Genomic DNA, 13,050 nt, shown 5'->3' on the forward strand with positions numbered 1-13,050 from the left:
TTTGGGCGCCCTGCTCTCACGGGATCATTTGAATTCGACTGGGAAACCGATGGCCGGGGTCGGCAGGTCTACACCGAACCACTGTTTGAAGGACGCCGCGTAAGTCGGGAACTCAACGCCGGTCATGGCTTCGTGCAGAGTGGTGTTGACGAAGTTCAGCCAGTCCTGATCGCCGCGCTTGACCGCGCACGCATAGGTCTGCGGGCTCCAGGCGTAGGCCGGGCTGCGATAACGGCCAGGGTTCTGCACCATCAGGTACTTCACCGACGACTGGTCGGTGGCCGCCGCATCGGCGCGGCCGGAGTTCACGGCCTGGTACATCAGGTCGACACTGTCGTACTGATCGACCTTGGCCTTGGGCAGCGCCTGATGCACCAGTTCTTCGGCATAGACGTTTTGCAGCACCGCCACGGTGAGACTGTCACCGGCGGCTTTCATGTCATCGATTTCCTTGTATTTGCTGTTCGCCGGCAGCAGCAGGCCGACACCTTCGCGGTAGTAAGGCAGGGTGAACGCCACTTGCTGCGCGCGGCTGGCCGTCACGGTGATGAACTGGCAACTGATGTCGACCTTGTCGGTCAGCAGGTTGGGAATCCGCGCATCGGACGACTGCACCACGTACTCAACCTTGGTCGGGTCGTTGAACAAACCCTTGGCGATCATGTGCCCGATATCGATATCGAAACCCTGCAACTTGCCGTCCGCGCCCTGGAAGTGCCACGGCGCGTTGGTGCTGCCGGTGCCTACAATCAGTTTGCCGCGGGCCAGAACGCTATCGAGCTTACTGTCCGCCGCCTGGGCTACACCCATGGCAGCGGCAGAAGCCGCGAACAGAAAAACACACGCTTTGAACAAGGAAGGACGGCGATGCATGGCAAGCACTCCAGGGTGATGTTTATTCCGCTATACCGGAACATGGTATGTAACAACGGAATAGACAGCAGAAAGTGTGCCACAGGATGTGGAGGGAATGTGAGGGAGATTGAAATTTGTTTTGAATCAGAGGGATGCGCGAGAGGAGGAAAAAACGTTACCAAACGCACGGGCAGACTGGCGCTACCGTTGGCTACAGGGAGGCGGGTATCTGGTTCACAATTGGGCGCACATGACCCCATTCGAAGCAAGACCTGCGAGCCAGGGCAGCCCATTGGGCAACTCCCATCCGACTGCCTTATTGCCCGGTCAACCGTAAAAATCCCGTGAGAAATGTGTTCACCGCAATACCTTTGTGTGACCAGTGTTGCCTGCACTGCCGGGCATGTGGAGGGCCGGTACGCTGATGATCAATCCGTCCTGACCTAGTGCTTGAATGACGTCATCACTCGCTCGGCATTTTCATCGCAGCTCATGCCTTCGGGCCGGGCCTGGATGGTGTCGATCCAGCCCAGCAACTGCGCCTTGCTATGGGCCAGGTGTCGTTGCATCTCTTCGATCTGCGCGATCTTGCGATGCAGGCCGGCCATCAACTCATCGTGCTTGAACGCGCCCGTCACATTATCCGGCAGTAACTGTTTGAGCTCTTCCAGGCTGAAACCCGCTTGTTGTGCGCATTGGATGATTTGCAGGGTCTGCAGCGCCTGTTGCGAGTAACGCCGATACCCGTTGGCAGAGCGCTCGACCTGCCGAATCAAGCCCTGAGACTCGTAAAAACGGATGCGCGATGCGGTCAACCCGCTCAACTGCGCCAATTCACCAATCTTCATTGCGGCCTCATTTCCCTGCTTGACATTAAAGTTAACTTTAAGCTTAGCCTCTGCTGATCATCACGAGGAGTCAAGCATGTCGCCCTTCCAAACATTGAATTTACCCAACGGCCAGACCATCGGCAATCGCATTGCCAAAGCCGCGATGGAAGAGAATCTCGCCAACACCGATCAAGTGCCCGATGAGGCGCTGCTTCGCCTGTATCAGGCTTGGGCCAAGGGTGAAGCCGGCTTGCTGCTGACCGGCAATGTGATGATCGACCGCCGCGCCATGACCGGCCCCGGCGGTGTAGCGCTGGAAGACGAGCGCCACCTGGAGCGCTTCCGCCAGTGGGCCAGCGTCGGTCGGGCCGGCGGTGCGCATTTCTGGGTGCAGCTCAATCATCCTGGCCGCCAGACCATGGCCAACCTCGGCCAGCAAGCGCTGGCGCCTTCGGCAGTTGCGCTGGACCTCGGCCAGTTCTCGAAGATGTTCGCCGAACCCAAGCCCATGACCGAGGACGATATCCAGGAGGTGATCCGACGCTTCGCCACCAGCGCCGCACTGGCGGAGAAAGCCGGTTTTACCGGTGTGCAGATCCACGCCGCCCACGGCTACCTGATCAGTCAGTTCCTTTCGCCGCTCACCAATCGGCGCACCGATCAATGGGGCGGCTCCCTGGAAAATCGTGCGCGCCTGCTGTTGTCCGTCGTCGAGGCGGTTCGCCAAGCGGTGTCGCCGCAATTTTGTGTGTCGGTAAAACTCAATTCGGCGGATTTCCAGCGCGGTGGTTTCGATGCCGATGATGCGCGGCAAGTGATCCAGTGGCTTAACGAACAACCGATCGACCTGCTGGAACTCTCCGGCGGCAGTTACGAAGCACCGGCCATGCAAGGCGAAGCGCGCGACGGCCGGACCCTGGCACGGGAGGCGTACTTTCTGGAAATGGCCGGCGAACTGGCCAGCGTGGCGCGGATGCCAGTGATGGTGACCGGCGGGATCCGGCGTTTGGCGATCGTCGAACAGGTGCTCGACAGCGGCCTTGCCATGGCCGGCATTGGCACCGCGCTGGCCGTGGAACCGCACCTGGTCAAGCAGTGGCGCGAAGGCCAGGACAGCCATCCGCAACTGCCGCCGATCCGCTGGAAGCGCAAGCCCCTGGCGGCGCTGGCGAGCATGGCGGTGGTCAAGTTCCAGCTGCATCGCTTGAGCCGTGGGCGCAAGCCCCGGCCTGAAGTCTCGGCGTTGTGGGCGTTGATTCTCGACCGGTTATACATTGGCAAGCGCACCCGGCAGTATCGGCAGGCGATGGGCAAGTGATCCGGAATTGATGTTGACTGACCCACCGCTTTCGCGGGCAAGTCGGATCGCCGCACCGCCGCTCCCACATTTGGAATGCGTTCCCCCCTGTGGGAGCGGGCTTGCTCGCGAAGAGGCCGGCCCGGGCAAAGGAGAGTTCAGCCTGGAAGCAGTTCGTCGATATGCCGGTATTCAGCCTGCAACTGCGCCGCCAACACCCTGCTGCGCCCAAGCCGGATCGGCCCACGCTCGATGTCGATCAGCAACCCCGGACACTCCAACACGGGCAACAACGGCCAGTCCTTTAGCCGGCCATCGGTCACCAGCAACAACCGCTGCTGCTCTGCCGGAAAACGCTTTTGTCGTACGGCAAGCCAGTGCCCCGCTTCGTTCAAAGCTGCCAGCAACGGCGTGCCGCCACCGGCGCCGAGGTCATCGAGCCAATGGCGCAACCCCGTCGAAGCCTTCAATCCCTGCACCTGCCACCTGGGTGCAGCACCGCTGGCCGTGAGCAGAGCCAGTCGCGCACGCTGGCGATAGGCATCGTCGAACAATTGCGCCAGCAAGCCTTTGGCATCGCTCAATGCCTGATGACGGCGGGTCGAAGCGGAGGCATCCACGATCACCAGCCACAGTTCATGGGGCGAGCGAGTGCGCAGGTGAAACAACAGGTCGTCGCGCTGACGCGGTCGGCCATTGAGCAAAGTGCCCGGCCAGTTGACCGAGCCGCTGCGTGCCGTGTGACGCTTGCCCTGTTTACCGTGGTCCAGCCGCCCGGCGCGGGGTCTGGCATTCGCCCCCGCGTCGGAGCGAGGACGAATGCCTAGAGCTTTTTTGGCCAGCTCGGCACTTCACGTCGTGCGCCGACCGCCAGCGCTTGGGCAGGCAATTCGCCCCACTGGCCCTGCCCTTCGCTCGGGTTGGCGTTCTGCGGCGCAGAAGGTTGCGCAGCCTGGGATGGCTGAGGCGCCGGTGCGCAATGCTCGCGACGACGATGGCGCAAGGCGAACTCGGCAACGGCGTCGATATCTTCCTCGGCGATCGCGTTCACCCCGCGCCAGGCGGCGTGCACCCGGGCGGCGCGCAGCCAGACCAGGTCGGCGCGCAAACCATCGACGCCAGCGGCAAAGCAGCGTTCGGTGATATACGCCAGTGCTTGATCGTCGAGGGGAATGTTCGGCAGTGCATTGCGTGCGTTCTGGCAACGTTCGCGCAGAGACGCCTGCGCGGATTCCCATTCGGCGCAGAAACCTTGCGGATCGTTGTCGAAATCCAGGCGACGGCGGATGATCTGACCGCGCTCGGCCGGCGCGGTGTGGCCACCGAGGGCGACATTCAAGCCGAAACGGTCAAGCAATTGCGGACGCAGTTCACCCTCTTCCGGATTCATGGTGCCAATCAGCACGAACTTCGCCGAATGCCGATGGGAAATGCCGTCACGCTCCACCAGATTGGTGCCGCTGGCGGCCACATCGAGCAACAGATCAACGAGGTGATCGGGCAACAGATTGACCTCGTCGACGTAGAGCACGCCACCGTCAGCCTTGGCCAGCACACCGGGGGAAAACTGTGCGCGACCTTCGCCCAGTGCCGCGTCAAGATCGAGGGTGCCGACCAGACGCTCTTCGGTGGCACCCAGCGGCAAGGTGACGAACTGACCGCTGGCCAGCAGGTCCGCCAGACCGCGGGCCAGGGTCGACTTGGCCATACCCCGCGGGCCTTCGATCAGCACGCCGCCGATCTTCGGGTCGATGGCGGTCAGGTACAGGGCCAGTTTCAAATCGTCGGCGCCGACCACGGCGGAGAGCGGGAAATGGGGGGTGTCGGTCATGTCAGGCGTCTCATCATGGTCGGTTGTGTCGATCAACAATCCAAAGGACAAACTTGATCTCTGTGGCGAGGGAGCAAGCTCCCTCGCCACAGGTTAGTGTTGGCCCCGGGCTTCTGTGTCAGCCGTCTTCTTCTATATCCAGCAACAGATTCTCCAGCGCCTCGCGGTACTCGCCGGGCTCCTTCCACATCCCCCGTTGTTGCGCCTCGAGCATGCGCTCGGTCATGTCGCGCAAGGCATGGGGATTGTGTTCACGGACAAAATCCCGGGTGTCCGGGTCGAGCAAGTAGGCATCGGCCAGCAACGCGTACTGGTGATCGTCGATCAACTGCGTGGTGGCATCGAAGGCAAACAGATTGTCGACTGTCGCGGCCATTTCGAACGCACCTTTGTAGCCGTGACGTTTAACGCCTTCGAGCCACTTCGGGTTGGCCGCCCGGGAGCGGATCACCCGGTTCAGCTCTTCCTTCAAGGTGCGAATCTTCGGCAGGTCCGGCTGGCTGTGGTCGCCATGATAGCTGGCCGCCGCCTCGCCTTTCAGGCTTTCCACCGCCGCGAGCATACCGCCCTGGAACTGGTAGTAATCGTTGGAGTCGAGCAAATCATGCTCGCGGTTATCCTGGTTTTGCAGCACCGCCTGTACCTGGCTCAAGCGCTGGCTGAACTGTTCGCGGGCGGCGGTGCCCTCGTCGGAACCGCCATAAGCGTAGCCGCCCCAGTTAAGGTAAACCTCGGCCAAGTCCTCTCGGCTCTGCCACAGGCGACCATCGATGGCGCCCTGCACACCCGCGCCGTAGGCACCGGGTTTGGCCCCGAAAATCCGCCAGCCGGCCTGGCGTCGCGCAGCGTCTTCGTCGAGCCCCGCCTGAAGCAAGGCTGCGCGCTCGGCGCGTACCTTGGCCGCCAGCGGATTGAGGTCGTCTGGCTCATCGAGGTCAGCCACCGCTTGCACCGCCGCGTCGAACAAGCGAATCAGATTGGCAAAGGCATCGCGGAAGAAACCGGACACACGCAAGGTCACGTCGACACGCGGACGGTCGAGCAAACTCAACGGCAGAATCTCGAAATCATCGACCCGCTGGCTGCCGGTGGCCCACACCGGACGCACGCCCATCAGCGCCATGGCCTGGGCGATGTCATCGCCGCCGGTGCGCATGGTCGCGGTGCCCCACACCGACAGGCCGAGCTGGCGCAAATGATCGCCATGGTCTTGCAGGTGTCGTTCGAGGATCAGGTTGGCCGACTGGAACCCGATGCGCCACGCCGTGGTGGTCGGCAGGTTGCGCACGTCCACCGAATAGAAGTTGCGACCGGTGGGCAGCACGTCCAGACGACCACGACTCGGCGCGCCGCTGGGACCGGCCGGGACGAAGCGACCGCTCAGGGCATCGAGCAATCCGCGCATTTCCGCCGGACCGCAGGCGTCCAGACGCGGGGCAATGACGTCACGCAAACCCTCGATAATGGCTTGTACCTCAATCCAGTCCGCCTCCTGTAGGAGCGAGCCTGCTCGCGATGGTGTATCAGTTGACATCAATGTGGCTGACACACCATCGCGAGCAGGCTCGCTCCCACAGGTGCTATTCAACGCGTCCGAAATCAACTGCGCGGCAAATAGTTCCAGGCGTTCGCGGGTATCGCCCGCCGTGCGCCAGGTATCTTCGCTGATGTCCACAAGAGCCTCGGGGCGCGGCCCAGTCCACGGTTCGGCCAGCGCACAATCGAGCGGGTCGAAGCCCAACACGAAGGCCTTGGCCAGTGCCCGCAGCAAACTCGACTGCGCACCCCGGCCATCGCCCCGTGGTATGCGCAACAACGCCAGCAAGGTATCGATGCGCAAGCGCCCGGTGGGCGATTCGCCGAACACATGCAGGCCATCGCGGATCTGCGACTCTTTCAAATCGCACAGATAAGTGTCGAGTCGCGGCAACCAGATCGCTGCGTCGGCATCACTGTCGAGCTGTTCGTCCAATTGCAATTCACGGTCGATGTGGGTGTCACGCACCAGTTGCAGGATGTCGCGCTGCAACTCTCGGGCGCGGCGCGGATCGAGCAGCTGCGCTTCGTAGTATTCGTCGGCCAACAGTTCGAGGTTGCGCAGCGGGCCGTAGGTTTCGGCGCGGGTCAGCGGGGGCATCAAGTGATCGATGATCACGGCCTGGGTACGCCGCTTGGCCTGGGCGCCCTCGCCCGGGTCGTTGACGATGAACGGATAGATGTTCGGCAGCGGCCCGAGCAGTGCGTCCGGCCAGCAGTTTTCCGAGAGCCCGACGCCTTTGCCCGGCAGCCATTCGAGGTTGCCGTGTTTGCCGACGTGGATCACGCCATGGGCGCCGTAGGTGTTGCGCAGCCAGAAGTAAAACGCCAGGTAGCCGTGGGGCGGCACCAGGTCCGGGTCGTGATACACCGCGCTCGGGTCGACCTGATAACCCCGCGCCGGCTGAATGCCGACGAAGGTCAGGCCAAAACGCAGGCCGGCGATCATCATCCGCCCGTTGCGGCACATCGGGTCGTTTTCCGGCGCGCCCCAACGTTCGAGCACCGCCGCACGATTGGCTTCGGGCAGAGCGTTGAACATCGCCAGATAGTCATCCATCCCCAGGCTTTGCTGGCACGGACGCAGGTCGAGGGTCTCGAGATCGTTGCTGACGCCGCCCAGCAACTGCTGGATCAGCGCGGTGCCACTGCCTGGCAATTCAGCCGGCAATGGATAACCTTCGGCATGCAGCGCCCGCAGGATATTCAGCGCCGCTGCCGGGGTATCGAGGCCGACGCCGTTGCCGATGCGGCCGTCGCGGGTCGGGTAATTGGCGAGAATCAAGGCAATGCGTTTTTCCGCATTGGGCACCCGCGCCAGATCGACCCAGCGCCGCGCCAGTTCGGCAACGAAATCCATGCGTTCCGGTTGGGCCCGGTAGCAGACCACATCCGACTGACTGCGCTCACTGCGCCACGCCAGGTCCTTGAAACTGATCGGGCGGCTGATTATTCGGCCGTCCAGTTCCGGCAAGGCAATGTGCATCGCCAGGTCACGGGGGCCGAGGCCCTGTTCGCTGGCGCGCCAACCGGGTTCGTTGTCCTGGGCGCAAATCGCCTGGATCACCGGAATATTGCGGCGAAACGGGCGCAGATGCGGTGCTTCAGGACTGGATTGGGCAAAGCCGGTGGTATTCAGGATCACCGAGACGCTGGCCTCATCCAGCCAGTCCTCGACCACGAAAAGACAACCGGGTTCTTTCAGGCTGGCCAGCGCAATCGGCAGCGGATTCAACCCCGCCGCCTGCAAACGCTGGCAAAAAATATCAATGAAAGCGGTGTTCGCCGCCTGCAAATGCGAGCGGTAAAACAGCACCGCCGCCACCGGTTGATCGGCGTGCCAGTCGGCTTGCCAGTCGCTCAGTGCGGCGGAGTGTTTGTGCGGATGGTAAATCGCCGTACGTGGCAGGGTTTGCGGCTCGCCCCAGCTGTAATCACGCGCCAGCCAGCGGTTGGCCAGACAGCGGAAAAAATCCAGGGCGTTACCCATGCCGCCCTGGCGCAGAAACTGCCAGAGCCGGTCGCGATCCTCGGTACCGACGGTGCTCAGGTCACTGAGTTCCGGGTCCGGGCGATCATCGCCCGGCACCAGAATCACCTGCACGCCGCGCTGCGACAGCTCCACCAGGCGCTCGATGCCGTAACGCCAATAGGCGATGCCGCCGTGCAGCGAAATCAGGATCACCCTGGCGTGACGCAGCACTTCATCGACATACAAATCGACCGAGGCATGGTTCTGCACCTGCATCGGGTTGGCCAGGCGCACGCTTGGGTAATCGTCGGGCAACTGCTGCGCCGCTTCGGCGAGCAGCGCCAGGCTGGAGTCGCCGCTGCACAGGATCACCAGCTCGGCGGGGGTTTGTCCAAGGTCGGCAATGTTGTCATCCGACACGAAACCGCCGGGCTGGGTCCTGAGCAGGTGCATGGCTTACACGCTGAGCGCGGCGCGCAATTGCGCTTCGAGAACAGTGGTGTCCAGTTCCTGGCCGATCAGCACCAGGCGGGTGATGCGTGCTTCTTCGGCGCCCCACTGGCGGTCGAAGTGCTTGTCGAAACGCGTGCCCACGCCCTGGATCAGCAGCCGCATCGGCTTGTTCGGGATCGCCGCAAAACCCTTGACCCGCAGGATGCCGTGCTGGACCACCAGTTGGGTCAGCGCATCCAGCAGCAGGCTTTCGTCGGCTTGCGGCAGTTCGATGGAGATCGAGTCGAAGGCGTCGTGATCGTGGTCATCATGATCGTCGTCGCCATCGTGATGATGGTCGTGGTGGCTGTGACGGCTGTCGATGTGTTCTTCGGAGCCGGCACCCAGGCCGATCAGCACGTCCAGCGGCAGGCGACCGCTGCTGGCTTCGATGATTTTCACCGCTGGCGGCAATTCTTCGGCGACTTCCAGGCGCACGCGGGCCAGGTCCGCCGGGTTGATCAGGTCGGTTTTGTTGAGGATCACCAGGTCAGCGCTGGCCAGTTGGTCGGCGAACAGTTCGTGCAGCGGCGATTCGTGGTCCAGGTTCGGGTCGAGTTTGCGCTGGGCGTCGACCTGATCCGGGAACGCGGCGAAGGTGCCGGCGGCCACGGCCGGGCTGTCGACCACGGTGATCACCGCATCCACCGTGCAGGCGCTGCGGATTTCCGGCCACTGGAAGGCCTGCACCAGCGGCTTGGGCAGGGCCAGACCGGACGTTTCGATGAGAATGTGGTCCAGATCGCCGCGACGGGCCACCAGTTCGCGCATCACCGGGAAGAATTCTTCCTGGACGGTGCAGCACAGGCAGCCGTTGGCCAGCTCATAGACACGGCCGTTGGCTTCTTCTTCGGTGCAACCGATGGAGCACTGCTTGAGGATTTCGCCGTCGATGCCCAACTCGCCAAATTCGTTGACGATCACCGCAATGCGGCGACCCTGGGCGTTGTCGAGCATGTGCCGCAGCAGCGTGGTCTTGCCCGAGCCGAGAAAGCCGGTGACGATGGTGACGGGGAGTTTGGCCAGTGTTTTCATCGGATGCCCTATGGCTAATGTGGCGGGCATACGGGACGACGACCGGCAACGCGGAGGCGCGTGCCTGAGGAGTTCGCCACCGGATCACCCCGCCCGGTTGAAAGTGAGAATCTGTGACGAGGCAGGTCTCCTGGCTGACGGTGTGCCGGCCTTGAGCCTGGCATTCGCTGCGCCTTCCCGCCGGCCTCATGGATTGAGTCAGCAGTGGCGTGGCAACGAACATCACCGTTCACAGTTGCGGGGGCAGCCGCGGCATCGACCGCGTTCCCTTCTTAGCTTCGGCAAACGCCGAAGAACCTCGAAAGCGCAAGGCTACGCATGGTATTGGGGCGGGTCAATGCTTGCGATCCCTGTGGCGAGGGGGCTTGTCGGATCGCCGCACCGTCCCGTTGGGTGCGAAGCGACCCCTCTTACTTTTATCCAGACAAAGCCTGCACTCCGGATTTGCGACGGCTTCGCCGCCGAACGGGGGCAAGCCCCCTCGCCACAGGGTCTTGTGTAAATTTCAAGTGAGAACCCTTGCCAATTGACGCCCAACCCCCGCCCATGCTCTCCTACACACCTTGTTACGGGTGCCCTTCACAGGGTGAAACGGGAAACCGGTGAATCATATGCTTTACTCTTAAGCCATGTCAGTCCGGTGCTGCCCCCGCAACGGTAAGCGAGCGAAGCGTCAGATCCACTGTGCCATTGCGGCATGGGAAGGTGATGTTTTCAGGTTCAGGCGCAAGCCTTTGCCCCTCGTGAGCCCGGAGACCGGCCCGCAACACAAAGTGACGAGTACGATCACTGAACCAACAAACCCGCGGTGGGCGGGCGCTGTTTGAACCTCTGCGCGCCAGGTCGTGCGGGGGTTTGCATGCGCTCTTATTCCCCGCTGACAGACCAGAGGGAAACGCCATGTCGATCATCAGCAGCGCCGAACACACATCCGCGAGCACCACCTCAACCCTGACCCAACGTCTGGCCGCCGCCGTCTGCGCGTCGATCCTGGGCGCGTGCCTTGTGTATTTCGCCGGTTTCTCGCACATCGAAGCGGTGCACAATGCCGCCCACGATACCCGTCACAGCTCCGCATTCCCGTGCCATTGAGAGCTGTCGACATGATCAAGCGTATTGCGCAAACCGCAGGTTTCACCGGGCTGTTGGCCGCCCTGCTGCTGACCCTGCTGCAAAGCTTCTGGGTCGCCCCGCTGATTTTGCAGGCCGAAACCTACGAAAAAGCCGAACCGGCCGCTGTTGAAATGCATGAACACGCCGATGGCGCCATGGCTGCCCACACCCACGATGCACAAGCCTGGGAACCGGAAGACGGCTGGCAGCGCGTGCTGTCGACCACCGGCGGTAACCTGGTGGTGGCCGTCGGTTTCGCCCTGATGCTGGCCGGCCTGTACACCTTGCGTGCGCCGACCAAAACCTCGCAAGGCCTGCTCTGGGGCCTGGCCGGTTATGCGACCTTCGTGCTCGCGCCGACCCTCGGCCTGCCACCTGAATTGCCCGGCACTGCCGCAGCGGACCTGGCACAACGGCAACTGTGGTGGATCGGTACCGCCGCCTCCACCGCCGTCGGTATCGCGCTGATCGTGTTCAGCCGTCACTGGCTGATGAAAGTCCTCGGCGCGGCGATCATCGCCGTTCCCCATGTGATTGGCGCACCGCAACCGGAAGTGCATTCGATGCTTGCTCCAGAGGCGCTGGAAGCCCAGTTCAAAATCGCTTCGCAACTGACCAACGTGGCGTTCTGGCTGGCCCTGGGCCTGATCAGCGCCTGGTTGTTCCGTCGCAAAAGCGATGGCCAATACCACGCATGACTGACATCAGCACAGCGCCGACCCTGGTGGTCGGCCTGGGCTGCCAACGGGGCTGCCCCGTCAGCACGTTGCTGGCGCTGCTCGATCAGGCGTTGGAGGCACACCAGATTGCTCGTCATGAAATCAAGGCGCTGGCCAGCATCGATTCGAAGCGCGACGAACCCGCGTTAATCGAACTGGCTCAGCAGCTTGGCCTGGAATTGATGTATTTCAGCAGTGAACAACTGGCCGCTTATGAACCGCAACTCAGTCATCAATCGCAAATAGCGTTTGAACGCACCGGTTGCTACGGCGTGGCGGAAAGCGCCGCACTGGCCCTGGCGGAACAACTGGCCCAGGCCCCGGCAAAACTGCTGATTCCACGACAAAAATACGCCCAGGCAACACTGGCATTGGCTGGCGCTGCGTAAAAAACCGATAATCCCCCGCTTTGATCATGAACATTCTTCATCTGAAGCCCTGTTCAGCCCCTTTTTTCCCCACAGGAACCGACGATGACCGTCTACTTCATTGGCGCAGGTCCCGGCGACCCCGAACTGATTACCGTCAAGGGCCAGCGGCTGATTCGCAGTTGTCCGGTGATCATTTATGCCGGTTCGCTGGTGCCTGCCGCCGTACTGGAAGGTCATTGTGCCGAGCAGGTGGTCAACAGCGCCGAACTGCATCTGGAACAGATCATCGACCTGATCAAGAACGCCCACGCCAAAGGTCAGGATGTGGCTCGGGTGCACTCCGGCGATCCAAGCCTGTATGGCGCCATTGGCGAGCAGATTCGCTATCTGCGTGAGTTGGGCATTGGGTTCGAAATCGTACCCGGCGTGACGGCCACAGCCGCTTGCGCAGCGCTTTTGGGTGCGGAACTGACCCTGCCGGACGTTTCGCAGAGCGTGATCCTGACGCGCTACGCCGACAAGACCGCCATGCCACCGGGAGAGGAATTCTCCAGCCTGGCGCAGCACGGCGCGACCATGGCAATTCATTTGGGGGTCAATCACCTGGCGAAGATCGTTGAGGAACTGCTGCCCCATTACGGCGCCGATTGCCCGATTGCGGTGGTTCACCGCGCGAGCTGGCCGGATCAGGATTGGGTGGTGGGCACGCTCGAGGATATTGCCGGGAAGGTTGAAGCCAAGGGCTTTCGTCGTACGGCGTTGATTCTGGTGGGTCGGGTGCTGGGCAGTGATCACTTCAGCGAGTCATCGCTGTATCGCGCGGGGCATGCGCATCTCTACAGACCCTGAAAGCACCTGTGGCGAGGGAGCTTGCTCCCGCTGGACCGCAAAGCGGTCCCAACATCAGCCAACGCATTCATCACGGGAAAATGCATTGACTGATTTTGTGATGGCTATGCCATCAAGCGGGAGCAAGCTCCCTCGCCACAGCGCCGTTTT

At 62.3% G+C, this 13,050-nt stretch carries 11 protein-coding genes and 2 riboswitches; of the genes, 5 read left to right on the forward strand and 6 right to left on the reverse strand.

Annotated elements, in window-relative coordinates; genetic code table 11:
• Positions 1–24 precede the first annotated feature (24 nt).
• Together KGA85_RS30990 and KGA85_RS30995 are read right to left on the reverse strand one after the other, a co-directional pair.
• Complete coding sequence (locus tag KGA85_RS30990; protein ID WP_150753471.1) at positions 25–873, reverse strand: transporter substrate-binding domain-containing protein; 849 nt, start codon at positions 871–873, stop codon at positions 25–27.
• A 425-nt stretch (positions 874–1,298) separates the two neighbouring features.
• Entirely contained in the window at positions 1,299–1,703 is a 405-nt protein-coding gene (locus tag KGA85_RS30995) for a MerR family transcriptional regulator (protein ID WP_223532074.1), read from the reverse strand.
• Between the two features lie 76 nt (positions 1,704–1,779).
• Here KGA85_RS30995 and KGA85_RS31000 point away from each other — a divergent pair, with 76 nt between their 5' ends.
• Positions 1,780–3,003, forward strand: a complete 1,224-nt coding sequence (locus KGA85_RS31000; protein WP_223460955.1) for an NADH:flavin oxidoreductase/NADH oxidase family protein — start codon at positions 1,780–1,782, stop codon at positions 3,001–3,003.
• A 137-nt stretch (positions 3,004–3,140) separates the two neighbouring features.
• Here KGA85_RS31000 and KGA85_RS31005 read toward each other — a convergent pair whose 3' ends face one another.
• The 4 genes from KGA85_RS31005 to cobW all read right to left on the reverse strand — a co-directional run bounded on the left by KGA85_RS31005 (position 3,141) and on the right by cobW (position 9,848).
• Positions 3,141–3,686 (reverse strand): vWA domain-containing protein, encoded by a 546-nt coding sequence (locus KGA85_RS31005; protein WP_317848676.1) that lies wholly within the window; start codon positions 3,684–3,686, stop codon positions 3,141–3,143.
• A 119-nt stretch (positions 3,687–3,805) separates the two neighbouring features.
• Positions 3,806–4,813, reverse strand: a complete 1,008-nt coding sequence (locus KGA85_RS31010; RefSeq protein ID WP_223543638.1) for an ATP-binding protein — start codon at positions 4,811–4,813, stop codon at positions 3,806–3,808.
• 118 nt (positions 4,814–4,931) lie between these two features.
• On the reverse strand, positions 4,932–8,774 hold the full coding sequence (gene cobN / locus KGA85_RS31015) for a cobaltochelatase subunit CobN (RefSeq protein WP_223460951.1): 3,843 nt from the start codon (positions 8,772–8,774) through the stop codon (positions 4,932–4,934).
• A gap of 3 nt (positions 8,775–8,777) precedes the next feature.
• Positions 8,778–9,848, reverse strand: coding sequence for a cobalamin biosynthesis protein CobW (gene cobW, locus KGA85_RS31020; protein ID WP_317848677.1), 1,071 nt, complete (start codon positions 9,846–9,848; stop codon positions 8,778–8,780).
• 102 nt (positions 9,849–9,950) lie between these two features.
• A riboswitch (cobalamin riboswitch) is annotated at positions 9,951–10,164 on the reverse strand.
• Positions 10,165–10,401: 237 nt separating this feature from the next.
• A riboswitch (cobalamin riboswitch) is annotated at positions 10,402–10,628 on the forward strand.
• 120 nt (positions 10,629–10,748) lie between these two features.
• Between cobW and KGA85_RS31025 the strand changes: the two genes are divergently transcribed.
• The 4 genes from KGA85_RS31025 (at position 10,749) to cobM (ending at position 12,900) form a co-directional block, all read left to right on the forward strand.
• On the forward strand, positions 10,749–10,940 hold the full coding sequence (locus KGA85_RS31025; RefSeq protein ID WP_218430808.1) for a CbtB domain-containing protein: 192 nt from the start codon (positions 10,749–10,751) through the stop codon (positions 10,938–10,940).
• 11 nt (positions 10,941–10,951) lie between these two features.
• Positions 10,952–11,659 carry a CbtA family protein gene (locus tag KGA85_RS31030; RefSeq protein ID WP_223460949.1) on the forward strand — a complete coding sequence of 236 codons (708 nt, stop codon included), beginning with the start codon at positions 10,952–10,954 and terminating at the stop codon, positions 11,657–11,659.
• Positions 11,656–12,069 (forward strand): cobalamin biosynthesis protein, encoded by a 414-nt coding sequence (locus tag KGA85_RS31035; protein ID WP_223460948.1) that lies wholly within the window; start codon positions 11,656–11,658, stop codon positions 12,067–12,069. Before KGA85_RS31030 ends, KGA85_RS31035 begins: the two co-directional genes overlap by 4 nt.
• Positions 12,070–12,153: 84 nt before the next feature.
• Positions 12,154–12,900, forward strand: a complete 747-nt coding sequence (gene cobM, locus KGA85_RS31040) for a precorrin-4 C(11)-methyltransferase (protein WP_223532076.1) — start codon at positions 12,154–12,156, stop codon at positions 12,898–12,900.
• Positions 12,901–13,050: the final 150 nt, after the last annotated feature.

The organism is Pseudomonas sp. GL-B-12 (genome assembly GCF_019955895.1).
Lineage (GTDB): Bacteria > Pseudomonadota > Gammaproteobacteria > Pseudomonadales > Pseudomonadaceae > Aquipseudomonas.

Bases quoted from the DNA above. Each gene is read 5' to 3' on its own strand.
- KGA85_RS30990 (WP_150753471.1), bottom strand. From the start codon at position 873: ATGCATCGCCGTCCTTCCTTGTTCAAAGCGTGTGTTTTTCTGTTCGCG.
- KGA85_RS30995 (WP_223532074.1), bottom strand. From the start codon at position 1,703: ATGAAGATTGGTGAATTGGCGCAGTTGAGCGGGTTGACCGCATCGCGC.
- KGA85_RS31000 (WP_223460955.1), top strand. From the start codon at position 1,780: ATGTCGCCCTTCCAAACATTGAATTTACCCAACGGCCAGACCATCGGC.
- KGA85_RS31010 (WP_223543638.1), bottom strand. From the start codon at position 4,813: ATGACCGACACCCCCCATTTCCCGCTCTCCGCCGTGGTCGGCGCCGAC.
- cobN (WP_223460951.1), bottom strand. From the start codon at position 8,774: ATGCACCTGCTCAGGACCCAGCCCGGCGGTTTCGTGTCGGATGACAAC.
- cobW (WP_317848677.1), bottom strand. From the start codon at position 9,848: ATGAAAACACTGGCCAAACTCCCCGTCACCATCGTCACCGGCTTTCTC.
- KGA85_RS31025 (WP_218430808.1), top strand. From the start codon at position 10,749: ATGTCGATCATCAGCAGCGCCGAACACACATCCGCGAGCACCACCTCA.
- KGA85_RS31030 (WP_223460949.1), top strand. From the start codon at position 10,952: ATGATCAAGCGTATTGCGCAAACCGCAGGTTTCACCGGGCTGTTGGCC.
- KGA85_RS31035 (WP_223460948.1), top strand. From the start codon at position 11,656: ATGACTGACATCAGCACAGCGCCGACCCTGGTGGTCGGCCTGGGCTGC.
- cobM (WP_223532076.1), top strand. From the start codon at position 12,154: ATGACCGTCTACTTCATTGGCGCAGGTCCCGGCGACCCCGAACTGATT.